Source organism: Odoribacter laneus YIT 12061 (assembly GCF_000243215.1).
Lineage (GTDB): Bacteria > Bacteroidota > Bacteroidia > Bacteroidales > Marinifilaceae > Culturomica > Culturomica lanea.
Genome location: NZ_JH594597.1, coordinates 331,483 through 358,034, shown reverse-complemented (window position 1 = coordinate 358,034; position 26,552 = coordinate 331,483). Strand labels below are relative to the sequence as shown.

General features: G+C 40.7%; 23 protein-coding genes. 12 read left to right on the top strand and 11 right to left on the bottom strand.

Going from position 1 to position 26,552, the window contains the following annotated elements; all coding sequences use genetic code 11:
- Both HMPREF9449_RS16720 and HMPREF9449_RS13860 read right to left on the bottom strand, forming a co-directional pair.
- Positions 1–267: hypothetical protein (locus HMPREF9449_RS16720; RefSeq protein ID WP_187118605.1), on the bottom strand; the 267-nt coding region annotated here is incomplete at its 3' end.
- Positions 268–311: 44 nt separating this feature from the next.
- Positions 312–1,043 carry an RHS repeat-associated core domain-containing protein gene (locus HMPREF9449_RS13860; protein WP_009137897.1) on the bottom strand — a complete coding sequence of 244 codons (732 nt, stop codon included), beginning with the start codon at positions 1,041–1,043 and terminating at the stop codon, positions 312–314.
- A gap of 368 nt (positions 1,044–1,411) precedes the next feature.
- On the opposite strand from HMPREF9449_RS13860, the gene HMPREF9449_RS13855 reads away from it, so the two are divergent.
- The 3 genes from HMPREF9449_RS13855 (at position 1,412) to kdsB (ending at position 2,991) form a co-directional block, all read left to right on the top strand.
- A complete protein-coding gene (locus tag HMPREF9449_RS13855) occupies positions 1,412–1,765 on the top strand; it encodes a bactofilin family protein (protein ID WP_009137896.1) in 354 nt (117 codons plus the stop codon).
- Positions 1,766–1,867: 102 nt separating this feature from the next.
- Complete coding sequence (locus tag HMPREF9449_RS13850) at positions 1,868–2,236, top strand: bactofilin family protein (RefSeq protein WP_009137895.1); 369 nt, start codon at positions 1,868–1,870, stop codon at positions 2,234–2,236.
- A 5-nt stretch (positions 2,237–2,241) separates the two neighbouring features.
- Complete coding sequence (kdsB, locus tag HMPREF9449_RS13845) at positions 2,242–2,991, top strand: 3-deoxy-manno-octulosonate cytidylyltransferase (protein ID WP_009137894.1); 750 nt, start codon at positions 2,242–2,244, stop codon at positions 2,989–2,991.
- An 88-nt stretch (positions 2,992–3,079) separates the two neighbouring features.
- On the opposite strand, the gene frr is transcribed toward kdsB, so the two are convergent.
- The 4 genes from frr to HMPREF9449_RS13825 form a co-directional block, all read right to left on the bottom strand.
- Positions 3,080–3,643 (bottom strand): ribosome recycling factor, encoded by a 564-nt coding sequence (gene frr, locus HMPREF9449_RS13840; RefSeq protein ID WP_009137893.1) that lies wholly within the window; start codon positions 3,641–3,643, stop codon positions 3,080–3,082.
- 147 nt (positions 3,644–3,790) lie between these two features.
- Positions 3,791–5,416 (bottom strand): M56 family metallopeptidase, encoded by a 1,626-nt coding sequence (locus HMPREF9449_RS13835; RefSeq protein ID WP_009137892.1) that lies wholly within the window; start codon positions 5,414–5,416, stop codon positions 3,791–3,793.
- 9 nt (positions 5,417–5,425) lie between these two features.
- Complete coding sequence (locus HMPREF9449_RS13830) at positions 5,426–5,791, bottom strand: BlaI/MecI/CopY family transcriptional regulator (RefSeq protein ID WP_009137891.1); 366 nt, start codon at positions 5,789–5,791, stop codon at positions 5,426–5,428.
- Positions 5,792–6,167: 376 nt separating this feature from the next.
- Positions 6,168–7,424, bottom strand: coding sequence for a peptidase U32 family protein (locus tag HMPREF9449_RS13825; RefSeq protein ID WP_009137890.1), 1,257 nt, complete (start codon positions 7,422–7,424; stop codon positions 6,168–6,170).
- Between the two features lie 309 nt (positions 7,425–7,733).
- Here HMPREF9449_RS13825 and nhaC point away from each other — a divergent pair, with 309 nt between their 5' ends.
- Entirely contained in the window at positions 7,734–9,167 is a 1,434-nt protein-coding gene (gene nhaC, locus HMPREF9449_RS13820) for a Na+/H+ antiporter NhaC (protein WP_009137888.1), read from the top strand.
- Between the two features lie 58 nt (positions 9,168–9,225).
- Here the strand turns inward: nhaC and HMPREF9449_RS13815 are convergent, their stop codons facing one another.
- The gene (locus HMPREF9449_RS13815; protein ID WP_009137887.1) at positions 9,226–11,730 is read right to left on the bottom strand and encodes a YfhO family protein; all 2,505 of its coding nucleotides are present in this window, start codon (positions 11,728–11,730) and stop codon (positions 9,226–9,228) included.
- A gap of 183 nt (positions 11,731–11,913) precedes the next feature.
- On the opposite strand from HMPREF9449_RS13815, the gene HMPREF9449_RS13810 reads away from it, so the two are divergent.
- Genes HMPREF9449_RS13810 through HMPREF9449_RS13790 form a run of 5 tightly spaced genes read left to right on the top strand, consistent with a single transcriptional unit; the run spans position 11,914 to position 18,008 of the window.
- A complete protein-coding gene (locus HMPREF9449_RS13810) occupies positions 11,914–13,440 on the top strand; it encodes an oligosaccharide flippase family protein (RefSeq protein WP_009137886.1) in 1,527 nt (508 codons plus the stop codon).
- A complete protein-coding gene (locus HMPREF9449_RS13805) occupies positions 13,437–14,633 on the top strand; it encodes a Coenzyme F420 hydrogenase/dehydrogenase, beta subunit C-terminal domain (RefSeq protein WP_009137885.1) in 1,197 nt (398 codons plus the stop codon). The genes HMPREF9449_RS13810 and HMPREF9449_RS13805 overlap by 4 nt, the downstream gene beginning before the upstream one ends.
- Positions 14,626–15,858 (top strand): polysaccharide pyruvyl transferase family protein, encoded by a 1,233-nt coding sequence (locus HMPREF9449_RS13800; RefSeq protein WP_009137884.1) that lies wholly within the window; start codon positions 14,626–14,628, stop codon positions 15,856–15,858. Before HMPREF9449_RS13805 ends, HMPREF9449_RS13800 begins: the two co-directional genes overlap by 8 nt.
- Before the next feature lie 11 nt (positions 15,859–15,869).
- Complete coding sequence (locus HMPREF9449_RS13795) at positions 15,870–16,874, top strand: glycosyltransferase family 2 protein (protein ID WP_009137883.1); 1,005 nt, start codon at positions 15,870–15,872, stop codon at positions 16,872–16,874.
- A 3-nt stretch (positions 16,875–16,877) separates the two neighbouring features.
- Positions 16,878–18,008 carry a glycosyltransferase family 4 protein gene (locus HMPREF9449_RS13790; protein WP_009137882.1) on the top strand — a complete coding sequence of 377 codons (1,131 nt, stop codon included), beginning with the start codon at positions 16,878–16,880 and terminating at the stop codon, positions 18,006–18,008.
- Between the two features lie 6 nt (positions 18,009–18,014).
- Here HMPREF9449_RS13790 and HMPREF9449_RS13785 read toward each other — a convergent pair whose 3' ends face one another.
- Together HMPREF9449_RS13785 and HMPREF9449_RS13780 are read right to left on the bottom strand one after the other, a co-directional pair.
- Positions 18,015–18,983 (bottom strand): glycosyltransferase family 2 protein, encoded by a 969-nt coding sequence (locus tag HMPREF9449_RS13785; protein WP_009137881.1) that lies wholly within the window; start codon positions 18,981–18,983, stop codon positions 18,015–18,017.
- Positions 18,984–18,989: 6 nt separating this feature from the next.
- The gene (locus tag HMPREF9449_RS13780; RefSeq protein WP_009137880.1) at positions 18,990–19,904 is read right to left on the bottom strand and encodes a glycosyltransferase; all 915 of its coding nucleotides are present in this window, start codon (positions 19,902–19,904) and stop codon (positions 18,990–18,992) included.
- A gap of 151 nt (positions 19,905–20,055) precedes the next feature.
- Between HMPREF9449_RS13780 and HMPREF9449_RS13775 the strand changes: the two genes are divergently transcribed.
- From HMPREF9449_RS13775 to HMPREF9449_RS13765, 3 genes are all read left to right on the top strand, one after another.
- Complete coding sequence (locus HMPREF9449_RS13775) at positions 20,056–21,009, top strand: beta-1,6-N-acetylglucosaminyltransferase (RefSeq protein WP_009137879.1); 954 nt, start codon at positions 20,056–20,058, stop codon at positions 21,007–21,009.
- Between the two features lie 74 nt (positions 21,010–21,083).
- Positions 21,084–22,223 carry a glycosyltransferase gene (locus HMPREF9449_RS13770; protein WP_009137878.1) on the top strand — a complete coding sequence of 380 codons (1,140 nt, stop codon included), beginning with the start codon at positions 21,084–21,086 and terminating at the stop codon, positions 22,221–22,223.
- A gap of 53 nt (positions 22,224–22,276) precedes the next feature.
- Complete coding sequence (locus HMPREF9449_RS13765; RefSeq protein WP_009137877.1) at positions 22,277–23,065, top strand: class I SAM-dependent methyltransferase; 789 nt, start codon at positions 22,277–22,279, stop codon at positions 23,063–23,065.
- On the opposite strand, the gene HMPREF9449_RS13760 is transcribed toward HMPREF9449_RS13765, so the two are convergent.
- Positions 23,060–23,995, bottom strand: coding sequence for a UDP-glucuronic acid decarboxylase family protein (locus HMPREF9449_RS13760; RefSeq protein WP_009137876.1), 936 nt, complete (start codon positions 23,993–23,995; stop codon positions 23,060–23,062). The two genes, HMPREF9449_RS13765 and HMPREF9449_RS13760, sit on opposite strands and share 6 nt — an antisense overlap.
- A gap of 321 nt (positions 23,996–24,316) precedes the next feature.
- Entirely contained in the window at positions 24,317–26,446 is a 2,130-nt protein-coding gene (locus HMPREF9449_RS13755) for a peptidylprolyl isomerase (RefSeq protein WP_009137875.1), read from the bottom strand.
- Between the last annotated feature and the right edge of the window lie 106 nt (positions 26,447–26,552).

Genomic DNA, 26,552 nt, shown 5'->3' with positions numbered 1-26,552 from the left:
GATTATATAATTCGGAATTGTGTCTTTATAATGAATTTTAGTAAGTAATAAAGAATCCTCGGGAATTCTTCTGTACTTATTTAATAGCTCATCCTCTTCTATCATTTTATGTATGACAGCACGACTTATAGAAGTATCTTCTGTAATTTGTTCTTTAATATTTAGTAAAGAATCTTTTTCTACCTGTTTTTCCTTATTCGATGTAATTTTAGAATTCTTACAACCTGTTACAAAAGAGAATATCATTAATAAAATCAATAGTTTCATAATTAATCTATTATTATTTAAATATAATTCTCCAAATAGTATCATCACCATAGAATAATCCGCTTAAAACGCCTTGAGTTTCCGCTGCTCTTATTGTTTCCACAAAAGCCATAGGGAGTGGCTAGCTGAAGGGCTGGGTCAATGTTAAACCAACGGCCGGTTTCCGGATCGTAAGAGCGAGCCCCGAAATCGTACATCGATAGCATCCGGCCTCCTAAGGAAACGTTCTGGAATTCTTTACCGATGTATGGATATTTGTTCCGGTTTAGGTTGTTGTTTTCAAAGGAAAGGCTGAAGGGATAACAATCTGTTGTCTGAACGGTTCTTAAACTGTCTTCTACGGCTTCCAGCAACACTCGGGTATTGCCCAGATGAGCTTTTAAGAAGTAGTTGTAGGTGTAATAGGGGCTGTCTTTGCGGATAAGGCTTTCCGGCTGTTTGATATAGGAAAGGGTATTTCCTGCGTAAATTATCACTCCCCTGTAATATGTATAAGAACTCCCTATGCGCTGCGCCAGTTTTTCTCCTCCTGCAGTGTAAATATACGAAATATTATCCGAACCCTGACTGATGGTATCGGGTAAATTTAGTAGATTGTATGAAAGGTAAATATCCCTACGGCCGTCGTATAGCATATTTCCCAATTTGTCGTAGCGGTATAAGGGAGAGTTTATTCCCTTGTTTGTTACCTGGGATAAAGCATTCCGGCTGACAGGGTTAGAATAATGATAGGTGAAATCATGCTTTACGCTATCTTCTCCGTCAAATCGTTTCAAGCTTTTTAAGTTTCCGTTTCCGTCGTACGATAAACCGGAAACATTATATTTCCCTGAAGAATTGTTCCAGAATAAACCATTATTTTCTTTAAAGGAAGCAGAAGTCAGGCGTCAAAAAGGGTCGTAATTATATAAATAAGCCTGTTCCTGTTCGTTGCCTTGTTTTCAGCACAGGGTATTGATATTTCCGTTAACGATGGTGCTTGTTGGAGGAAAATAGAGGGAAAGGATAGAAGCGGATCTGACGGATTTGAAGGAAATAACAATTCCCTTAAATGTATTCTTTGGGTGTAGAGGGTAAATCTTTAAATTAATTATTTGGATTTGCAGGTGTTTTTTAGTTAATTCGTATTTGTTTTGGAGTAAAAATGGGTCAAAGTGATTTTAATATAGGAAATAGCGGTTCGTTGATACTGGAGGGAACCGTGGTAAAAGGAGATATTTTTTCGGATAAAAACGTCTGTTTAAAAGGGACATTGACGGGTAATGTTCATTGTAAAGCTACTTTTTTTCTGCCTGCGGGAGCAAAAGTGGAAGGGAATGTGAGTTGTGCTGATTTGTTATCTGCCGGTTTGATTACAGGGGATGTACAAGTGTCCGGAAAGGCTTGTTTAAAAGAAAGTGCAGTGATAAAGGGACATTTGGTAACTTCTTGTCTGCTTTTACATCCGCGTACAGTTATTGAGAAGGGATTGAAACTGCAAGACAGAACTGTCAAATAGGAAGAACCGGGAAGCCTGCGAGGAAAGCCTGTGGCCGACTTTTGAAAAACAAGGGCGGTAAAGCCGGAAAATAGGAAAATGTAAATATAAAAATAGAAGAATATGGGGAAAGAACCAAACAGTAATGCTGTAAACTTGATTTGTGAGGGTACTCATATTGTCGGGGATATTAAGACCAAAAACGATATCCGGATAGATGGGACAATTAAAGGAAAAATCCACACTTCCGGCCGGCTAGTAGTGGGAAATACAGCAAAGATAGAAGGAGATATAGAATGTGTCAATGTTGATGTGATAGGGGTGGTGATCGGAAATATCACGGCGGAAGCTGCCGTGACCTTAAAAGCTCCGGCCCGGATTGTCGGAGATATTCTCTCTTCTGTTTTGTCGATAGAAGAGGGTGTGTTTTTCGATGGGAAATGCCAGATGGTAAAAAAGGACATACGCGAAACAAAGGAAGTTCAGAAATAAAGATGATGAAGTTGTTGATAATTATTCCTGCCCGTTATGCTTCTACCCGTTTTCCCGGTAAGCCTTTGGCTGAAATCGGGGGGAAACCGGTTATACAGCATGTGGTCGAGAAAGCTGCAAAGGTTAGCTCAGATGTGTTTGTGGCGACGGATGATGATCGGATATATAGGAAGGTTATGGCTTTTGGCGGACGGGCGGTCATGACTGCTGTCGCTCACCGAAGTGGTACAGACCGGTGTTTTGAAGCTTATTGTAAAATCGTCAGTGAACGGGATCTTTCTTACGATGTAGTCATCAATATTCAGGGAGATGAACCCTTTATATTGCCTGAACAAATTCGGGCTCTGGCGAATTGTTTTGAAGATCCGGAGATACAAATAGCCACATTGGCTAAACAATTTGACAACAATACAGATATTTTTGATCCGAACAAAGTGAAAGTGGTGTTTTCCGGTGACGGAAAGGCCTTGTATTTTTCCCGTTCCCCTATACCGTATTGCAGAGGTGTGGAAACACAGGATTGGTTTGCAGAAACTGCTTTTTATAAACATGTAGGTATGTACGCTTACCGTCCGGAGGTGTTGAAAGAGATTACGGCTTTATTGCCGGGAAGATTGGAGAAAGCGGAATCCCTGGAACAGTTGAGATGGCTGGAAAATGGTTATCATATTGCTGTAAAAATAACAGAACACGAATCAATCGGTATAGATACGCCGGCTGATCTCGAAAAAGCCAAGCTGATTTATCAAAAATAAAAAGGATGGTCCGAAAAATCGAAATTTTAACTTTTTGGACCATCCTTTCTATTTTTAATGGGATACTTATTGAGAGTTTTCCGGAAGATTAAATTGTCATAATATCTTTTTCTTTCATAGCCAGCATATCCTCAATCTTTTTGCTGTAAGCATCTGTCAATTTTTGTACATCTGCTTCTGCATCTTTGGCTGCATCTTCCGGTAAACCTTCTTTCGTCATTTTTTTAAACTGATCGATGGCATCCCGTCGGGCATTGCGTATACTTACTTTGGCGGTTTCGCCGATGGTGCGGGATTGTTTTACCAGGTCTTTTCTGCGTTCTTCGGTTAAAGGAGGAACGTTGATACGGATCAGTTCCCCGTTATTATCGGGATTAAAACCGAGATTTGCATTCCGAATTGCCTTTTCGATGGGGCTGATCATCTGTCTTTCCCAAGGCTGTACGGTGATCGTGCGGGGATCGGGTGAAGTAATATTCGCAACCTGAGCCAGGGGAGTCGGCGTACCGTAATATTCGACCAACACATCGTTCAGGATTTTGGGATTCGCTCTGCCGGCTCTGATCTTGGCCAGTTCATTTTCCAGATGATTTAACGCATTTTCCATTTGCTCTTTGGCATCATCCATGAATAATTTTACTTCCTCGTTCATAGGTTTGTTCTATTAATTATGATGAATTGATATCTATAAATTTTAACCTCCTTAAAATAAGGAGCTAAAAAGACAGTTTTGAAATAGACGAATTTCTTCGCCTAGCCAAACAAAGATAGAAATTTTTTTCACAATGGAAAATTCGTTTTATCCTTTTCCGTCGGGATACCCGGGGGAGTTATTGAGAAAGTTAATGGGAAGAGTATAGGATACATTTACGGGTTTGCCTTCTACTTTTCCCGGACTTTCCCATCTAGGCATAGATTTTATAACCCGAATCGCTTCCTGATTGAGTACTTCATGGGGGCTTTTATGGGTTAATTCTACCTCTTTGACATCTCCGTTTTTATCTACTATAAAATGAACGTACACTTTGCTTTTGTAGCCGGCAGCTTGTGCTTCGGCTGGGTATCGGATATGTTTGTTTATCCATTGTGTCACATCTTCCCCGAATCGGGGCATTTCTTCTGCTTTGGAGAGGGCTTTTTTTTCTGGAACAGAGGTTTCGGAAGATTGTGCCGGGGAAAGCCGGAAATGAATGGGGATAGCAAAAGAGGAACTAACCCTTTTCCCGTCTTTAACGGCGGATTTCCAGTCCGGCATGCTTTGAACAAGTCTTAGCGCTTCGGCATCCAGCGATGGAGCTAAACTTTGTGAGATGCTGACGTTTTGCTTTTTTCCTGCTTCATCTATAGTAAAGGCAACAATAACAGTGCCCTGTAATTTTTTTTCTATGGCCTCTACCGGATATTTTATATGTTGGTTAATCCAGTTCCTGACATTTCCCGGCGGAAAAACAGCTTCTGTATCCTTCGTTTCTCCGGTTTGCAACGGAAGAGAAGCCGAAGCTGTCTGATCTTTTACAACAGGGAGAGAAGAAGAAAGATCGGTTGCCGGAGATTCCGAAGTTCCGATAGCGATAGAAGTAGAGCAAAAGAATAAAACACTACTTATCAGGAAAACCGGAATATAATTCCAATATTTAGATTTCTCGGGTTTAGCGTGAGTAATCATCTTTACCCTTTTCTTTAAATTTGAGCAGGAAAAATAATTCCGGAAGGAAGTATTTCCCTTCAGCGTTTGGTAGACAAGTAATTGCAGGTAACCGCTTGCCTGAAATTGCTGCACGACCTGTTGATCTGCAATATATTCGTGATTTTGTATTATATAACGTTTGAAAATCCAGACAAGCGGATTAAACCAGTTGAAAATACAGATGATTTCGCTTATTTGTATATCCAGGCTATGCCATTGTCGGATATGAATTTTTTCGTGTTCGAAAATTTTCCGTCGGTTCTTTTTATCCAATCCTTGGGGATTAAAAAAGAGATGGTGGAATAGAGAAAAAGTCGGAATGGTTGAAGAAAGCAGGTAAATGTGTAAGCCCCGGATTTTTTTGTGGGGTAAAATGGAAAACAGCTTAAAAATATGATACCAAAAATGGAAATAACGAATCGAAAAAATAATTACTCCGCATAAATAGAAATAAATGAAATACTGTCCCCATCCGACACCGGTCTGGGGAATTACGCTTATCTCTCCGTCAATCAGGACATTTGTCACCGGGGAAGAAAGGATATTGATGGGAGAAACCTCTTTAAAAAACGGATATGAAATATGTATAAAAGGTATTCCTGCTGCAAATAATAATGAACCCAGCAAATAAAATCTGTTTAATTTGAAAGAAGTTTGCCTTTTCAATACTATTTCGTAATAAATCAATAAGACAATCAGTATAATTCCCGATTTTACGATATAGGAAACAAATGCCATAATAAGAAATTAATCTTGTGAATGCTCTTTAATGTTTTGCAGAATTTCTTCTAATTCCTGTAAGTTAATATCTTCTTTTTTAGCAAAGAAAGAGATCATCCGGGAAAAAGAGTTATCGAAATAATTGCCTACAAAATTCCGCATAAATTTATGGGTGTACGTTTCTTTGTCCACCAGGGGAAAATAGCGATGACTTTTTCCGAAGGCTTCATGACTGACAAATCCTTTGTCCTGTAAAATACGGACAATCGTAGAGACGGTATTATAGGCAGGTTTGGGTTCCGGTAATTTATCCCGGATTTCTTTTACGAAAGCTTTTTCCAAGTCCCATAAGACTTGCATAATCTGTTCTTCGGCTCTGGTTAATTCTTTCATTTTTTTCAAATTAGTCTATTTCTTTCCGGCAGAGGTTTCCCAGGCATTTCTGTGGGGATCCTTCCTCATCTGTTACTTTTTCTGGATGGGTATTCCCTCTTTCAAACAGAGATTGAATACCCCAAAAATATAACTAAATTTTTAAGTTATCCAAATCTGCTTCTTCTTTTTCGCGTTTTTTCAGAAAAAACATTCGTAAGGCCGGATAAGGGGTGGAATAAATACTTTTGAAGGAAACTGACATTCTTCTGGAAATCGTATCGGTTTTTGAAGAATAAGTCCTCCGACGGATGTGGGAATTTTGTAAACTCCTTGATTCCGGCTTATCACATTTCTGAAGTGTATCAGCAATTTTAATGTTGTACTTATAAAAGTATTATTGCATAAGGTCTGGAGTGGTTTCAACCCATTTGTATAATTTGTCTCCGCGGCGTACCTTCCGGGGAACGGGCATGGAGAATAAGGTTCCTTTTTCTATTTTTTCCACCGGGATCAGGTCTACCCGCATTTCGGGTACCTTCATTTCCAGCACTCCTGTCGTTTCTCCTGTGATGAGTATTTCGTCATTTTTCTGTAAATCTGCAGATTCCAATTTAAATTCTCCCACTTTTAAATTGGAAAAATAATTCGTCACTTTTCCCAAGGCTATCTTTTTCCGGGTGGCTTTTGAACCGTATACTTCGCTCCATTCCCCTAAGCGTTTTCCCAAATAATAGCCATCCCAGAATCCGCGGTTGAAAACGGTGGACAGTTGGGCTTTCCAGGCTTGGATTTTTTCAGTTGTATAGCTTCCCTGAAGACAGGCATTTAAGGCCTCATTATAGCAACGGCATACCGTAAGCACATATTCTGCCGGCCGGGCGCGGCCTTCCAGTTTGAAAACTCTCACTCCTGCCTCGATCATTTTATTCAGAAAACCGATTGTGCATAGATCTTTGGGTGACATGATATATTCATTGTCGATTTCCAGTTCGATTTCTTCCTCTTTGTCTTTTACGGTATAGGCTCTGCGACAAATTTGAAAACATGCTCCCCGGTTGGCTGAAGCATTTTTCTCGTGCAGACTGAGGTAACATTTTCCAGATACGGCCATACAAAGGGCACCGTGGGCAAACATTTCGATGCGTATTAATTTTCCGTGAGGACCTCGTAAGTTTTCGGCCTGAATTCTGCGGTGGATGTCTGCTACCTGGTTCATATCCATTTCGCGGGCTAACACGACAACATCCGCATATTGCGCATAAAACCGGAGAGCCTCGTAATTCGTGATATTGCATTGGGTACTGATATGAACTTCTACCCCTATGGAGCGGGCATAAAGGATAGCTGCGATATCGGAAGCAATGATGGCTGTGACACCGGCTTTTTTAGCACAATCTATCACTTCATGCATTTTTTGCAGTTCCGTATTGTAGAGGATGGTATTGACCGTCAGGTAGGTTTTGACTTTTTTCTTGTTGCAAAGCTGCACAATATGTTGTAAGTCGTCCAAGGTAAAATTAGCAGAAGAACGGGCCCGCATATTTAAACCTTCTACTCCAAAATAGACAGAATCCGCTCCTCCTTGCAAAGCCGCAGATAAAGATTCGTAAGAACCTACCGGAGCCATAATTTCAAAATCCCTTCTTTCCATATAAGAATGTTTCACTGAATGTTAGCTGTAAATAAAACCCCTTCCGAATTGTTTGGTCATTCTATGGGGGTTGTGTTTGCAAAGTTAGGGTTTAAATTCGGAATAAAATTTATAAATACTTAAAATACTCTTTTTTATAGCGAGTGGAACTGTTGTCCCTGTGGGAGAAAACGAAATTATTATAACTTTGCCTTTTTGATAAAATGGGTTTGTGCGTCATCTGGCGTTGTAAATATTTGTGTTTTAGTAAATTTTAAGACCGCCTTAAGGACCGGCCTTGTTAGTATTTTTATATTTTAAGTGATCTGAATGACAGTTTCAAAGAATCCAACATTTTTACAATCCCTTATCCCGGTGATTGTTTTAATCGTGCTGTTGTTTTTCAATGTGATGTATTTCGATGAAACTTTGGGGGGAGCCAATCAGACGGCTTTGATCATTGCAGCAACCATCGGAGGAATGATCGGGTGGAGAAATGGGGTACGTTGGGCAAGCATGCAGGAAAAGATTTTGCATACGATACATGCTGCAATGCCTTCGATATTGATTTTGTTCTTAATCGGAGCGCTGAGTGGGAGTTGGATGATCAGCGGGGTGATTCCCCTGATGATTTACTATGGTGTGGATATTATGCATCCTGCTTATTTCCTGTTGGCTTCCGTTGTGTTATGCGGTATTGTTTCTCTGGCTACCGGCAGTTCTTGGTCGACTATTGCAACCATCGGAGTGGCGATTATTGGGATCGGGAATGCTTTTCATTTTCCTGCCGGTCTGGTGGCAGGGGCGGTTATTTCAGGCGCTTATTTCGGTGATAAGATGTCGCCGCTTTCGGACACTACCAATCTGGCACCTGCCGTTGCGGGGACGGATGTTTTTACCCATATCCGTTATTTGGTGTACACGACGGGGCCTACTTTTCTACTTACCCTTCTGATTTTTGGAATAATCGGTATTTTTTATGTAAACAATGCTTCGGAAATAAATACAGGATTTATCAAACAGGGAATTGCTGCTACTTTTAATACCAATCTAGGGTTGTTATTCGTGCCTGTGCTTCTGATTTTTCTTATTATCAAGAAAGTGCCTCCTATTCCCGTCCTGTTGGCCGGTACTGTTTTAGGCATTTTATTCGCTTGTATCTTTCAGTCGGATTTGCTGAATCAGCTCTTGGCTACTCAGCATTTTCAGAATAAATATCAGTTATTGATGCAATCTGTTTTTGGAGGAATGAATTTGGAAACCGGACTAACGGAGGTGGATAAACTTCTTTCGACAGGGGGGATGGAAGGAATGTTGAATACCGTATTCCTGATTTTGACGGCTTTGACATTCGGGGGCGTTATGGATGCCTGCGGTTTTTTAAAGAAAGTGACAGAAACCTTTTTAAAATTTATTGTCAATCAGACCTCTTTGGTCGGTTCGACTCTGCTGACCTGTATCTTTTTTAATATCACGGCTTGCGACCAATATCTGGCGATTGTCATTCCCGGGAAGATGTTACAAAAACTTTATCAGGAAAAGGGACTCAAGCCGGAAGTACTTAGCCGGGCCTTAGAGGATTCTGCTACGGTTACTTCTGTATTGGTGCCTTGGAATAGTTGCGGGGCGACTCAGGCTAAAGTCTTGGGAGTGGCTACCTTGGATTATTTGCCTTATTGTTTTTTTAACCTGATTTCCCCTTTGATGAATTTATTGATTACCGCTATCCATTTTAAAATAAGAAACATTCGGCCATCCAGGTAAAGGTGCCTTACAAATTTTTAAAATATGCAAAATCAATTTTCTTAGAAAACCCAAAGGTTTAAGCCTCTGCTATCCTTGTCTGTTTCTGGGTGTCCCGTCGCTTTTTTATTGTCAGCACAACGGCTATTCCCAAGAGAAGTAGCAAAATTCCGGTACATATACGGGAGATAACGGCTCCTTCATAGTAGGAGGCAGGCTTGTATTCAAAAGTGATAGTATGTTCTCCGGCCGGAACAATCATGCCCCTTAATATATAGTCTGTACGGAAGAGCTCGGAAGGTTGCCCGTCTATACTGACTTCCCAGCCTTTAGGGTAATAAATTTCACTGAACACGGCCAATTGATCTGTAGTGGCCTGAGATTTGTATTTCAGGCGGTTGAGAGAATATTCCTCTAATTTTATTATTGCCGTGGAATCGGGGGAGAAGGTTTTTCCTTGAACTGAAGCAGCAAAATCTTTTCCGATGACAGCTGTTTCCCTCGGATTTATCCTGTTGAGGCTTAAAATTTCTTCATCCGGGGAGTTTACGATTTGGTAGTTGTTCACAAACCAAGCATTTCCCAGGGCGGAGCGATTTAAAATCGGAGCTGAGTTCGGATCAATAACAATGTATTTAGCATTTAGCATATTCAATACATGCTGCTTGTTCAGACTATTTTCGACATCTTCCAAGGTAGTGCTTTGTTGCAAATCTTTTATAAAAGACTGCATTTCAGGTAAAATATGATAGTCGATTAAATCCTGATAACGCTGTAATTTTACGGCGCTGTATCCTCCGATCGTTTTGTGGTGGAAACTGGTATGGGAATCATTAAACGTATTCACGGCTAAGTCTAATACCCTGTAACTTTCCGAAGCATCCTGCAATATGGCTTTGTCTACCGGGCGGAGAGCGAAATTATTGTTGAATTCCCGGGGTGTGACAAAATGTTCATCGTTCAAGTAACGTTTATTGATGGTCCACATATCGGCTAGTATCAATAGACCGAGGCAGCCTATGGCCAACGGTAATTTGAGTTTTTGAGTATAACCCAGCCATACCGTAAGAGCGCCCAGTGCGATATAGCTCAGAGATCTGAAGGCGTCGTACCGAAGCAGACTTTCCCGGTCCGCAGGCAATGTTTTCTGTAACCAATCCGGATATTGGGCGTCGGCAGGGGAGGTAAAACTACCGGCAATCCCTGGGAAAACCAGGAAGAGGGCGCAGAATCCAGCTGTGATTCCCAGGGCTATTTTAAAATTTCTGGAAAAAGTTTTTTTATCGTAACATCCTTTGAAAACCTTACTCAAGGAATAGAAACCTAAAAGAGGAATGGTAATCTGCAAAATAACCAGTATCATCGAGGGGACCCGGAATTTATTGTAAAGGGGCACGTAATCGAAGAAGAGATTGGATACCAAAGGGAAATGCCTTCCCCATCCCAATAATAAAGCCAGGGCAGAAATAGCGGCTATCCACCATTTCATAGGTCCTTTTACCAATAAAAGACCGAGGACGAACAAAAAGATAGAGATAGCTCCCATATACATCGGTCCGGCGGTAAAAGCCTGGGGGCCCCAATAAGTGGGCATTTGCTTAATCATCTGATCGGCATTGCTTACTCCTCCCCGGCTTAAGGTTTTATAGGTTTCCGAATTTTTACCTAAAGGTCCTCCGGAAGCGCCTCCCCTGAAATTCGGAATTAATAAATTGGCTGATTCTTCAATTCCATAACTCCAGGATGTAGCATATTCTTTGTCTAATCCGTCTTTGTTGACAGTTGTCTGGGGAGAGTTTTGCATACTCAGTTCCGACCCTCCCCGCATCGTATACTTTCCGTATTCCCAGGTGGGCCACAGATAGCTAACATTTGTTCCGGCCCCGAGGAATGCTGCAACGGCCAAAAAGACAGAGGTTTTGATAAATTTAGGTAAGGTCTTGGCTTTTAAGGCCGTGTAAAATTGTGACAGGGTATAAGCCAGCAGGATAAAAATCAGGTAATACGTAATCTGCGGATGTGCGGACATGATCTCAAAGGCTACAGCAAGTCCGAATAAAGCTGATCCGAGTAAATAATTATTCCGGTAAGCATATACCAATGCTGCAAAGACCATCGGTGCAAAGGCGATTGTATTGACTTTTGTACTGTGTCCTACCTGAATAATTTCGAAATTATAAGAACAAAATGCAAAGGCAATGGCTCCCACTATACTTAACCAGGGATTGACCCGGAAGGCCAGCAATAAAAGATAAAACCCGAACAAAAGTAAGAACAAATCGTTGGCGGGGCGGGTCAACGGAAAGAAAAGGTTATAAAATTTCTGGACGACGGTATATTGTATTCCCCCGCCGATAGATACGGCAGGCATACCGCTGAACATTGAATTTGTCCATAAAGCATTTTCTCCGGTTTGGCTTTCGTACTGGCGAATTTCTTCGTAAGCTCCTTTCCAGGAAGAAATATCCGACTGGTTAATTACTTTCCCTTCCAATAAAGGACTGAAATATGTCAAAGCGATGCCCAAGAATAATACAATAGCAATGGCATACGGCCAAATGGATTTTATATCGATTTTTTTCACAACCCTGATTGATATTAGATGAATAGATGAACAAAAATAGAAATTAAATATCTGATTCAGCAAATAATTCCTACTTTTGTGTAAATAGGAGGTGGAAAAAGGAGGAGATTTTAAAAAGAATGACGAATATTTCAGAAGTAGGTGGGAGAAAATTGCAGGAATGTTTTAAGGGGAATAATCGGTATGAAAGTGAATCAGTTGAAAGCAGGTGCTTTTTTGTCTTATTTTTCATTGCTTTTAAGTAATGTGATCACATTACTGTATACTCCTTTTATGATGAATACCATGGGGCAGTCCCAATACGGGTTGTATGCCGCTGTTTTCAATGTAGCCGGTTTTTTAGGAATATTGGATTTCGGATTTGGGAATGCGATTGTGCGTTACACGGTAAGCTTTAAGTCGCAAGGCCGGATAGACAAGGTTTATTCTCTTTTCGGAATGTTTCTGATTCTGTACAGTTTAATCGGTTTACTTGCCTTCGGGGCAGGCCTAGGGCTTTATTTCAATGTCACTTCATTTTTTGAAAAATCTCTGACTTTACAGGAAATCGAAGAAGCCCGGATCATGATTTTTCTCATGATACTCAATGTAGCGGTTTCTTTTCCATTAGGGGTATTTGGGTCGATCATTATCGCCTATGAAAATTTTGTATTCCAGAAAGTGGTAAATATTATCCGGATTGTATTACAGCCTTGTATTATGATTCCGCTTTTGCTGATGGGTTATAAGGCTGTCGCTATGGTGGTGGTGTTTACGGTTTTGAATATTTTTTGCTTATTTTTAAACTGTTGGTATTGTTTTTTCCGGTTACATATCCGTTTCTATTTTAAGAAACTGGAATGGGGATTGACCCGGGAAATTGTCAATTATTCTTTTTTTGTATTTATCGGAATAATTGTCGATAAAATTTATTGGGGTTCCGGTAATTTTGTAATGGCTTCTATTGCCGGGGCTACGGTAGCGGCTGTGTATGCAATTGTGATGCAGCTTACCAATTATTATATGAATTTTTCTTTGGCCGTATCGGGCGTTTTTCTTCCCAAACTGACGAAGATGGTTACTCAGAAACAATCTGATTCTGAAATCTCGGATTTATTCGTCAAACTGGGAAGAATCCAGTATTTGGTGATGGCTTTAATTTTGAGTGGATTCGTATTGTTTGGGAAATCTTTTATTTACCTTTGGGTAGGTCCGGGATTTAAAGATGCTTATTTGATCGGATTAATTATCCTGATTCCTTTGACGATTCCTTTGATTCAAAATTTAGGAATCACGATTTTGCAAGCCCGTAATCAGCAGAAATTCCGTTCCTTGGTTTATATTGTGATAGCTTTACTCAGTTTGGCGATAAGTATACCTCTGGCGAAAGAATACGGAGGAGTGGGATATGCCCTCGGTACATCCTTTGCTTTGATCGTAGGAAATATCTTCGTCATGAATATTTATTATTATAAAAAAATACATTTGAATATTCCTTTCTTTTGGAAGGAAATTATTCGTATGACCTTTCCCATTGTTCTTGTGGCGATTGTCAGTGCTTTTTTAAGTAATCTATATGGGGAGGACAATTGGTTTTCCTTGGGCGTAAAAATTCTTTTGTATATTTTGTCCTATGGGATAGTTGTATGGAAATTTGTCATGAATCCTTATGAAAGGAATTTATTCTGGTCGCCTGTACAAAAAGTTTTTTACCGTTATCGAAGGTCATGATTTCATTGATAGATAAAAAGAAATGTGTCGGCTGTCATGCCTGTGTGCAGCGTTGTCCGAAAAGTTGTATCCGGATGAAGGAGGATGAAGAGGGATTTTTGTATCCGGAGACGGCTGTTTCCTTATGTATCGATTGTCATCTCTGTGAAAGGGTTTGTCCTGTCCTTTCTCCGAAAGAGGAAGGACGGCAACCGGAAGTATATGCCATGAAAAACCGGGATGAAGAAGTTCGTTCCCGGAGCTCTTCCGGGGGAATCTTTAGTTTGGTTGCTGCAGAGATTTTAACGGAAGGAGGAGTGGTTTTCGGTGCCCGTTTAAACGATCGCTGGGAAGTTGTGCATGATTATACGGAGCAATTGCAGGGGTTGCCTCCTTTTCTGGGGAGTAAATACGTACAAAGTAAGATTGGTAATAGTTACCGGCAGGCAGAACAGTTTTTGAAAGCGGGCCGCTGTGTTTTATTTAGTGGCACTCCTTGTCAAATTGCGGGTTTATTGGGTTATTTAGGGGAGGAAAAAGGACATTTGATCACCCTGGATGTGATTTGCCATGGGGTTCCTTCTCCCCGGATATGGGATAGCTATCTGCGGGAGCTTTTGGGGAAAAAGTTAGCGGTGGGAGAGGAGGCTTTGGTGAAAGAGGTTTCTTTTCGGAACAAAGAACAGGGATGGAAAAATTATAATTTTGTAATTCAGGGGACGGCAGAAAATTCGGTCGGGATAAAAAAATGGATATCGGAGCCGTGGAAAGAGAATAGTTTTATGCGGGGGTTTCTGGGGGATTTGTATTTGCGCCCTTCCTGTTATGCCTGCCCGGTTAAATCCTTCCGCAGTGGAAGTGATCTCACATTGGGGGATTTTTGGGGGATAGAGGAGGTTTTACCGGAATGGGACGATGACCGGGGTATTTCGGCTGTTTTTGTCCATTCTGAAAAAGGAAAGGAAGTTATTCAGAGGATCAAGGACAAATGTGAGGGAGTAGAATCCCGTTATGAGTATGTTGTAAGAAGGAATCCTTCTTTGGAAAAATCAGTTACAGAACCCCGGAACCGGCAATATTTTTTTACCCATTGGAAAGAAAAACCGCTTATTCCTTTTATAGAAGAAATGGTAAAACCTGTGTCTCAGGGGAAATGGAAAAGACTGATCCGAAAGCTTGTCCGTCTATTAAAATCGGGGAAAAGATATGAGTAAAAAAAAGATATTGATCGAACATTTTTCCAATTTGAACAATTATGGGACAGCCATGATGGGGCTGGTAACGATTCAACGGCTGGCCGAGCGTTGGGGAGCGGAGCAGGTCGAATTTTATTTTTATCCGGATGAATATACGGATAAGGCCCAAATTTTATCCGAATTAAGACCGGGAATCTGTTTGTCTGAATTCCGCAATGAAGCGAAGGAAAAATGGCATAAAGCTCCTCCGGGTTTGTGGAAGAAATGGTTGAAATGGAAAAGTATATTTTTTAATAACTATAGTAAGGCGTTCGATATGATCATTTCTTTGGGAGGGGACGATTTTTCGGAATATTATTTTAAAAAGGCGGTTTTCTTTGACATTTTGGAAAAATGGAAAAATTCTTTTCACACCCAAGTTGTGCTTTTGGGGCAGACGATAGGTCCGTTTCAGCTGAAGTTAAACCGCTGGGGAATAAAATATTTATTGCCTCGTTTGGCCGTTTATGCGCGGGATCCCTGGACTGTTACTTATTTACGGCAGGAGTTTGGGTTGTCTGTCCGGCAAATAGCGGATCTCGCTTTGTGTAATTTGCCTTTACAGGGGGATAAAAATATAGAAACAAATATATTGGACCGCTATCGGCTGGTAGCCCGTGAATATATAACTGTTATTGTTTCCGGCATGCAAGCCGATGGCTATTATTGTCGGGATAGGGACCTTTATCTGAAGCGTTTTGTGGAAATACTGGAGATGATAGCAAAGGAACATTGTCCGGACGAACGAAAGATAGTGTTATTGGCTCATACTTTTCCTCCCTATGGAGATGAGCCGGGCTACATTACGGATTTGTGGAAGCTGCTTCCTTGCGGATTGAAGTCTAAGATAGTGGTCGTCAAAGAAAAAATTTTGCCGACCCGGGCCCGTTTTATTTTGGGCAATAGCCTCTATGTGCTTACAGGACGTATGCATCCGGCTGTATCCGCTCTCCAGATGGGGACTCCGGCTATTTGCCTTTCCTATAGTGTAAAATACAAAGGAGTGATTGGGGAAAGTCTGGGAAGGGAAGATTTAATTGTAGAAGCGGGGGAAGAACGAATTTGGCAAAATGGAGAAATCGTGTCAGAAATCCGGGAAAAAATGTTGTATTTATCTGCTCATTTGGAAAAGATAAAATCAGAAATCCGGGAAATCGTAAAACGGCAACGGGAATTGCTGGATGGAGTTTGGAAAGAACTATAGAAAAAAGACTTATGAGGTTATCTGTAATTATACCTGTTTATAATGCGGGTCGTTATATTGGAACATGTTTGCAATCTCTGTATCGGCAAGGACTGAAAGAGGAGGATTTTGAGGTCATTGTGGTGGATGACGGTTCTCGGGACGATAGCTTGATTCAAGTCGGCCGTTTGTCAGCCTTTCATTCCAATATACAGATAATGACCCAAAAGAATCAGGGAGTTTCTGCTGCCCGGAATAACGGAATGAAAAAAGCCAAGGGGACCTATATTTATTTTATGGATGCGGATGATTATTTGATGGATGCTACTTTAGGGCAGTTATTAGCGGTAGCAGAAGCCGAACAATTAGAGGTGGTGAGGGGGGAGTTGGTAGAAGTGGATCAGGAAGGCCGTTTTTTGCGGGATTCCCTCCGGTTTGAACAACGAAAAGCTTATGCCCGTCAGTTAATGAATGGCTTTACATTTTATGAAAACATTTTTCAGGGTGCTTTTTATTGCTGGTTACTTTTGTTAAAACGGGATTTTCTGGAACAGTCGTCAGTTGTTTTTAATGAACAGCTTGCCTTTTTGGAAGATGAAGATTTTATCACCCGTTTGATTGTATTTGCCCGGAAGGCGATGTATGTTCCGGTTGTTTTTTATGCCTACCGTCAGCATTCAGCTTCGGCAGTAGCTACGATGAACCTGAAAAAATTGCAGGATATTCTGCTCGTTTTAAAGTCGCTGAAAGCATGTGCAGAGCAAGAAAAATGGGAAATACATTTCCGGAAAAAAGTGAGGACGGAAATGTCGGAAGTATTCTATATTTTACTTGTCTGTTTAATTTCTCCGGCTTTTTATCCCGACCGGAAAATTTTTTTGGAACAACTCCGGGCGTTAAAAATACGTCCTTTGGTTTTAACTGGCAATTGGAAAAAAAGGGAGCGTTTGTGTTTATTTAATTTTGGGGGGAAAAGGGCTGTCCGTTTGTTATATTTTATCCGTTGTATGATCAATAAATTACTACATTCCCGTTAACGTATGAAGATTGTCTATTGTATACAGTCGCTGGCGACAGCAGGAGGCATGGAAAGGGTCCTGGTAAATAAGGCCAATTACCTGGCGGATGTCTTCAAAGAAGAGGTCGTCATTATTACGACAGACCAGAAAGGGGATCTGCCTTTTTATGCGATTTCTGAACGTATAAAGTGCTTTGATCTGGGAATAAACTACCGGGATAATCCGGGAAATAAACTCATTCCCCGTTTAAAGAAAAAGCGGCTTCATCGGAAGAGATTAGAGAAATTATTAATGGAGTTACGGGCGGACATTGTTATTTCTTTGTTTAAAAAGGAATCCGATTTTTTATATAAGATCAGAGATGGAAGTAAAAAAGTATTGGAATTTCATTTTTCCCGTTTTTATCGGCTTCAAAATACGCTGGGTTGGCGTATCCTGCTCAAAAAGATGTTGTTGAAAAAAGACAAATATCTGGCTTCGAAATACGATAAGTTTGTGGTGTTGACAGAAGAAGATCGTCGGTTGTGGGGGAAAGCCGATAATATCTGTGTGATCCACAATGCCTGTGACTTTAAGGGGGAGGAATATGCCAATTGGGCTGCAAAGAGAGTAATAGCTGTAGGAAGATTGGATTACCAAAAAGGGTATGATCGTTTGATTGCTATTTGGAAGCAGATCAGAATTGCTTTTCCGGATTGGACCTTAGAAATATTCGGGGAAGGTAGTGAGCAGGAGTTCTTAATGCGACGGATCCGGGAGAGCGGTTTGGAAAATGTCGTAAAAATTCATCAACCGGTGTCCGGTATCCGGGAAGAATATTGTAAAAGCTCGGTATATGTGATGACTTCCCGTTTTGAGGGAATGCCGATGGTTCTGATTGAAGCTATGGCGTGTGGCTTGCCGGTAGTTGCCTATGCCTGTCAATGTGGTCCACGCGAGATCATTCAGGATGGCAGAAATGGTTTTTTGATAGAAGAAGGGAAGGAGGAAGCATTTATTCAGAAATTATCTCTTTTATTACAGGACCGGGAATTACGGGAGAAGATGGGCAGAGAAGCTGCCGATAGTACGGGACGCTTTTCCAGGGAAAAAATTATGGAACAATGGGAAAAATTGTTTTATCGTTTAAAAGAGGGAGGGGAGAGCGTATGAATAACGTTATACTTTTCTCTGGCTTAATTTATTCAAAAGATAGCCCGTCAGAGGAGATAAATTGAGGTGCTTTTTAAAGAGAATTAAATAAAATGTTGCAGCTTTTCCGATAAAGCGATTGCTCCTGGCAATGGAAAAATAGTTTTTATAAATTCGTTGAATAAGAGGGTGACGGGGATTTTTTAGTTTCCCGGACAAAAAAGAACCTTTCAGAAAGATAAGATTCACGGCAGCAATGTATTCCGGATCAAATGCATGTGCTTCTAAAAGTTGGGATATGTATTGGGCAGCCAGAAGATTATTCAGGGCTTTTTCAGCAGTGTAGGTATGCATGACCGACGTTCCTTGAATCAGGTAATAGTAACCCGCTAAGTCTGTCGCAGCAATGCTTTTGGCATAAAAGAGAAGTTGAAGTAAGAGATATAGATCTTCTCCTATTTTTAGTTCTGCCGGCATATCCAGTGTTTTTTCAAAAAGAGAACGGTGGAAAAGTTTTCCCCAAATGGAAAAATCCCGGGTTTCAATCAGCAGCTTGATATAGGTTTCGGGCGAAAGTGTATCAAATGTATTTTTCCCCCGTTTTTTTTCCCGCTTGGCAAAAACCCGGATATGATTGCTGACGACCACTTCTGATTTTGTTTGGAGGGCTTTTTTCACTAGTTGAGTAAAAAAGAAGGGATGAAGGTAATCGTCTGCATCGAGAAAAAATAAATAGGTTCCTTTTGCTGCCTCTATTCCTTTTTTACGGGCGGCTACTACTCCTTGATTGGTTTGTTGTATTAATTGAATGCGTTTATCTTGTTCCTTTAATTCCTGTAGTTTATGTTTTAGGGCCGGTTTACTTCCGTCGTCGATAAGGATAATCTCTTTTTCGGCGTATGTTTGTACAAATACGGAGTGTACACATCTGTCGAGATAAGGCAGGGGGGTATTGTAAACCGGGATAATAACGGAAATAAGGGGTCTGGCGTCCATAGATGGTTATAATTTAGAGGTGAAGAACAAGCCTCGGGAAACATACCATCTGAATATGACGAGTCTCCAACCTGCCCGGAATCGCAGCCGGAACATATATCCCAGACAAAGCAGAAAAGTGGCGCCCCATTTCCCTATTTCTAAAGTGATGCTTTTTAAATATTCCCGGGAAGAATGGCGTTTAGCCCTTACTTTCTCACTGTATCCGATACCGATCGCCTGACGTTTGAAATAGTCAAACTCCAGACGTTTATCCGAAACAAAATGATAGACAATCGCCTGGGGGATATAATATATTTTTTCTCCGTTTCTTCTTATCCTGTAGAAAAGGTCTTTTTCTTCGGCTCCTTCCAGTTTGTTTCCCCGCCGGCCTAATGCCACGTCAAAATCTCCGTATTTTTCGATTGTGGAACGTCTTAGGATCATATTGGCCCCGATGGGGTATTTTTTCTTAAACAAACGGACATGCTCTCCCAGGTTTAAGGTGGAAGCTAAAGATAGCATAAAGTGGGACATCCATGGAGGTCTTTGTGTTTCGAATTCCGGATAAATGCGTCCTCCCGCCGCTGCTGCATCCGGATGGGTTTTAAAAAATATTTGTATGTTTTGAAGGTATTCCGGTTCAGCAAAAGCGTCGTCGTCCAGAAATACCAGGAGATCGCTATGGGATTCTTCAATTCCCCGGTTGCGGGCATAAGAGAGGCCTTGCTGTTTTTCTTTAAAATAGCGGAAAGGAAATTCAGGATGCGTTTGCTGAAAATGCAGACATATTTCTGCCGTCTGGTCGGTGCTGTTATTATTGATTAATATAACTTCAAATTCATGGGTCGGTAAAGTTTGCCGGACCAAAGCTTCAAAAGTACGGTTTAAAAGTTGTCCCCGGTTGTAAGTACAAATGATAACGGAAATGCTGATATCCATACGAATTGGTTTTGAATAAGCGAAGATAATGATAATTATGCGGGAATTTTTCTCTGAGAGGAAGAAAAACAATTTTCTGCACGAAATTAGGTATATAACTTAAATTAAGCTTACTTTTGTAAGAAGTTTGTTCCAATTCTATTTATTCCGCATGAAGATACATTATATTATTTTAGTGCATAAAAATCCAGAACAACTGTGCAGATTAGTGGAACAGTTGGAAACCGAACAGACGGATTTTTACATTCATGTGGATCGGAAAACTGATATTTCCCCTTTTCAGGAAAAATTGAGTCGTCCGAATGTATGTTTTATTTCAGAAAGGGTGGATATTCTTTGGGGGACAATTTCTCAGGTAAGTGCCGTACTGAATTGCATGAGAGAAATCAGCAGGAAGGGAGAGGAGGGGCATGTTATTTTGTTAAGCGGGCAGGACTATCCGTTGAAGTCGAATCGTTGTATTGCTGCGTTTTTGGAAACGCATCGGACAACTGATTTTTTGTTTCATTTTTCTCTGCCTTCCGATATATGGCCGCGGAAAGGCTTGGACAGACTGGAGGCTTACCGGATCGGGCTAAGTAAAACGGAGGGGAAAAAACAGGTTAAAATTGAGCCTTGTGCTTTTACGCTCCGGAATTTTTATCATTTCCTGGTTTTGCTGTGTCATAAACCGGCAATGTTGCCTAAAGCCATTCGGTTTTTTTTCACCAAAAGGAAACATCCTTCCGGTATAAAGCCCTTTGGAGGAAGTTTTTGGTGGGGATTGAAGTTGAGTAGTGTAAATTATATACTGGACTATCTGGAGACGCATCCGGCTTACTGGAAATATCATCAGTATACTGCTAACCCGGATGAGATTATGTTTCCCTCGATTCTCTGTTCCGCTCCGGAAATTGCGAAGAATATCTGGAACAGTGATTTGAGGTATATCGATTGGGGAGAAGGGAAAGAAAGTCCCCGGATTTTTACAGTAAAGGATTGGGAAACTTTAATCAGGCAAAGTGAGCTTAGGGAGGATTTCCTTTTTGCACGGAAATTTGATCTGGAAGTCGATAGTGTCCTTCTGGATCAAATAGAGGAGAGAAGGCGGGAAACGGAGTCGTGAGAAGAGCTGAGTTAAAATAGATGACATAAATCGGAGAGAGGCGGGAGGAAAATTTTTAAATGAATGGAGGTGGTATGAAAATAGTTATATTGGGTCCGGCTCATCCCTACCGGGGAGGAATAGCTGCTTTGAATGAAAGACTGGCCATTCAGTTCATACGGGAGGGACATGAGGTGACCATTTTTAATTTTAAGTTGCAGTATCCGGATTTTCTTTTTCCCGGGAAAACCCAATACACAGACGATGCTGCTCCGGAAAATATTCCGAATGTACGGAAAGTAAATTCTGTGAATCCTATAAATTGGCTTTCGGTAGGGAGAGAGCTGAGAAGATGTCAACCGGATTTACTAATTGTAAGGTATTGGTTGCCTTTTATGGCTCCGGCTTTAGGCACGATTTGCCGGATTGTCCGTAAAAATCGCCATACGCAATTAATTTGTATAGCGGACAATATTATTCCCCATGAAAAACGAATCGGGGATCGTTTACTTACCCGTTATTTCACGGGGAAAATAGATGGCTTTATTGCTATGTCCCGGGAAGTATATAAAGATTTAGAGAAGTTTGTCCGGGAACCGGTGAGAAGATACGCTCCTCATCCTATTTACGATCATTATGGGGAGATTATTTCCCGGGAGAAGGCGTTGGCACACCTGAATCTGTCTCCGGAGTACCGTTATCTTTTATTTTTTGGTTTTATCCGGAATTATAAAGGCCTGGATTTATTGTTAGAAGCTATGGCCGATAAGCGCTTGCAGACGGGAAAAGTAAAATTGATTGTGGCGGGGGAGTATTATGGGAATGAAGCTTATTATCAGGAACTGATCCATAAATATGAATTGGAGGATCGGTTAGTTTTACATACGTCCTATATTCCCTCTTCGGAAATAAATAATTATTTTTGTGCGGCTGATCTGGTTGTTCAACCCTATAAATCGGCCACTCAAAGCGGGGTGACTCAGGTCGGTTATTATTTCGATAAACCCATGTTGGTCACAAATGTCGGCGGTTTGTCGGAAATTATTGCCGATAAAGTAGCAGGTTATGTCGTGGAGCCGACGAGTGAAAGAATTGCAGAGGCCATTGTGGATTTTTATGAAAATTCCCGGGCAACTGCTTTTACGGCAGAGATGCAAAAATTGAAGCAGAAGTTTTCCTGGACGAATTTAACTCAGAATATTTTTTCAATTTACGAGGAATTGCAAAAGGTATAAGCCGGGTTTCAAAATGCTGTGGATTTGATGTCATGGATTAATATAATAAGAGTATGCAAGAGAGACATGTTGATGGGGAACGGTATTTTAAGGAATTAGCGTATTCGACGGAAAAATATTTATTGCCTTTTATGGAGGGAGTCCGGAAGGTCGTGCCCGGAATGAAGGTTCTGGAGATCGGTTGCGGAGTAGGAGGAAATTTATTGCCTTTTGTAGAAAGAGGTTGCCGGGTTACCGGAGTCGATTTGGGAAAAGAGCGGATCGCACAGGCGGCCCGTTTGTTGGATCCTGCCCGCTATCCCGGGGTGGAATTAATTGCAGCCGATATTTTTACCGTAGCCCATTTGAAAGGTAGTTTCGATTTGATTCTGGTGCATGATGTCATTGAGCATATTCCGGATAAAGTTCGTTTTTTTGAGTTAATCAAAGAGTTTTTACGACCGGGAGGAATTATATTTTTGGGTTTTCCTGCCTGGCATATGCCTTTCGGAGGGCATCAACAGATTTGTAAAAGTCGTTTTTTGTCCCATTTGCCATTTTTCCATTTACTTCCGCGTTTTCTGTATAAAGGTATATTGAAAGCGGGAGGAGAAGAACGAGGAACTGTAGAGGAACTTTTATCCATAAAAAGTTGCGGGATTACAATCGAAAGCTGCGAAAAATTTCTCAAGCGTTACCATTATAAAATAGAACGCCGGAAATTTTATTTTATCAATCCGCATTACGAAATAAAATTCGGGTTGAAACCTCGGAAATTGACTCCCTGGATAGGAAGAATTCCTTATGTAAGAAATTTCTTTTGTACCTCTTGCTTTTTTATCGTCAGTGACGACCGGTCATAGGATCTTTTTAAAGTAAGCAATGGTTTCTTTTAAGCCATCTTCCAAGGCAATACGAGGTTCCCAATTTAATTTTTCTTTCGCCAGACAAATATCCGGTTTGCGTTGAACGGGATCGTCCGGAGGAAGAGGCAGAAATTTGATCTTGGAACGGGAACCGGTAAGCCGTAAGACTACTTCCGCTAGTTCCAGCATAGTGTATTCTCCTGGATTGCCGATATTAATAGGACCGGTAAAGTTGTCTTCTGTAGCCATCATTCTGATCATTCCTTCCAGGAGATCGTCTACATATTGGAAACTTCGGGTTTGCTGGCCTGTTCCGTATACGGTAATCTCTTTTCCCTGAAGAGCTTGTACGATGTAATTGGAAATAACCCTCCCGTCTTTCGGATGCATGTTCGGACCGTAAGTATTGAAGATACGGATAATTTTACACTTTATCTTGTATTGTCTGTGATAGTCCATGAATATTGTTTCCGCACATCTTTTACCTTCGTCATAACAGGAACGCAATCCTATGGGATTGACGTTTCCCCAATAGGATTCCGGTTGCGGATGAATTTTAGGATCTCCGTATACTTCGCTGGTAGAAGCCTGCAATACTTTGGCTTTTACCCGGTGAGCTAAACCGGATACATTTATGGCGCCCAATATGGAAGTATTGATGGTACGTATCGGATCGTATTGATAGTGAATAGGGGAAGCCGGACAAGCTAAATTGTAAATTTCGTCTACTTCTGCATAGTAGGGATTCATGATGTCGTGCCGGACGAGTTCAAAATAAGGATTTTTTAAAAGGGGTAAGACATTTGTTTTTTTTCCTGTAAAATAATTGTCCAGGCACAAAACTTCATTTTCCTCTTCCAATAATCTTTTACAAAGATGTGAACCAATAAAGCCGGCCCCGCCTGTCACCAAAATTCTTTTTTTCATAAAAATTTTATTATTGAGGTTGTTCCAAAAATTCTCTTTGGGCCAGTTAGCGACTTTCCAAACCTGATAGGCAAAGCTTTTCAGATTTTTGATGCACAATTTCCTGTTTTGATCAACCCATAGGAACAGGAAACTCTCATTGCACCGATTGCGTTCCTAAAACACATCCCTTTTGAAAAGTCAGAATTTTAGCTTTTAGGACAACCTCAAAATTTATGCAAACGTATTATAAAATTGTGAAACATACAAATATGTAGGACAAAAAACAGGCGAGATCTCAAATCTCGCCCGCAATAAACATAAATTTGTATGGATAGTGAATTAGTAGAATTTATACCGGGTATCTTTTACTTCTGCATTTTTGATTAATGCTTCTATCGCTTGATAATTGGCCCTGTATAAATTAGACTGCAATAAAGCATTTTTCATCTGAGCTATTTGTTCCGGAGTAACTTCTTCCTGTGTACGGCTGTTTACCATAATCACATAAACTCCTTGGTTACCGGCTATAGGAGCTGAAAGTTTTCCTTCTTCCATTTGAGTGGCTGTGGCAATTACTTTCGGTTCGATACCTGCACCGGCTATTTGGAAGGAATTGAAAGAAATTTCAGGAGCTTCTTTTACTTCCAGTCCTGCTTTCTGAGCTACAGAAAGTAAACTTTCGCTGCCGCTGATAGATTTTTCTAATTCTTGTTTCAGAATTTCTCCTTTCTTTTTCTGAATCAGTATATTTTTAATTTGCGGTTTTACGCTTGTCAAGGGAGCAATTCCTTCTTCGTTAATTTCGGTAAGGACAGCAATGGTATATTTATTGCCGGTTTCGAAAATATTCAGTCCCTCGTTGGTAAGAATGGCATTTCCGGTTTTGTTTGTCAGGTAGGTTTGACGTACCAATTCTCTGGCGTTGTCCATACCGGCAATGCTCTTATCGTTTTTGTTAAGAGTAGCGATTCGCTTGGTCAGCCCCACTTCGCTGACTTTTTTGTCAAAATCGGCAGAAGTATGAATGTTATTGGAGAAATTACGAGCTTCGTTATAAATTTTATTCGTCGTTTTCTGGGAAGGAATAACCTCTTTCTCAATCGTAGCAATTTGTACTTTTTGTACGGGTTTTGATTGTCCGGTTACCTGCACGATATGAATGCCGTATTGCGTTTTTACCACTTTAGTGGTTTTCGGTTTCGCAAAAAATACGGTGTCACTGAACGGTTGTACCATCATACGCTGGCTGAACCATCCCAAATCTCCTCCATTTACGGCAGAATTCTGGTCTGCAGAATATTGTCTGGCTAAGACTTCAAAATCAGCTCCTTTCTTCAATAAGTTTACCAGGCTGTCGGTGAGCATCTCAGCTTGTTTAAGATCGTTATTCTGCGGAACGATCAAAATGTGACGGGCTCTTACGGAATCCGGCAACATTCTCAAATCGGAAGCACGGCTGATCCGGTATGCATTTTTTTCCAAATACGGTCCGAATACTCCTTTATTGCCGCTAAACAGAAAATCAGCCAAACTATCGTTCGCAATTTCTTCTTTCTTCAAATAAGAAGCGTCAAATTTTTTATCGGAAGAAGACAGTTCAATAAATTCTGCCGGGTTTTTGGTTTCCGCAAATTCATTCACCATATCAGTTACCCACTTTTCTGTTTCTTGATAGTCTTCCGGAGAAGCTTCTATGTCAAAATTGACGTATACTATTTTTCTGGATTCCGGCTGCTCAAAAAGTTTGGAATGGGAATTATAATAATCTTTTATCTCATTATCGCTTACTTTGACTGTAGAATCGTCTATACTGGAATAACTTTTTACAATATAACTGATGTCGGATTTTACGGCATTGTTTTTAGCTGTTTCTTCAGCTTGTTCGTCCGTAATATACAAAGCTTTTGACATCAGTTCATTGTATTTCTCCTGTTTCCGGGAAGTTGCAATTTGTTCTTCCATGTTCAACCAATACCTTTTCTGAGGAGTATTCGCCGGAGCTGCAATGAGTTGCCGGATAATTTCATGGGCACGGTTTACATCCACCGTTCCTGTATTCGGATCTGCAAACATTTGGCGAATTGTCGGGCTCATATTGCTTCCCAGCAACATATCGTATAATTCTTCACTGCTTACGTCCAAACCCAGCTCTTCATACTCCTGGTTCATAATTTGTTCCATCACCATTTGCTGCCAGGTATTTTCTCTCAGCATAGATTGCTGTTCATCATTTAGGGCAGAAACCCCATTCATCATTTTGACGATTTCTTCGTTCTTATCTACCTTGTTCTGGAAGTCGGTAATCGATATGGCTTCGCCTGCAATTTCTCCCACCTGGTTGCGGGAACGGTTAAATATACTTGCGCCTGAGCTCAATGCATCGCCGACAATAAAAGCTACAAGTGCTAAACCGATTACAATACTTACAAGTAATCCACCACGATTTCTGATGTTTTGTAATGTTGCCATTTATTTTGGATTTTTTAATTTTTACGCTATTTTTTGAGGGTACGAATATAGGCAAAACCCTTATGTTGTGCAAATATTTACCTTAATTTCTCGGAATGTCCTTTTA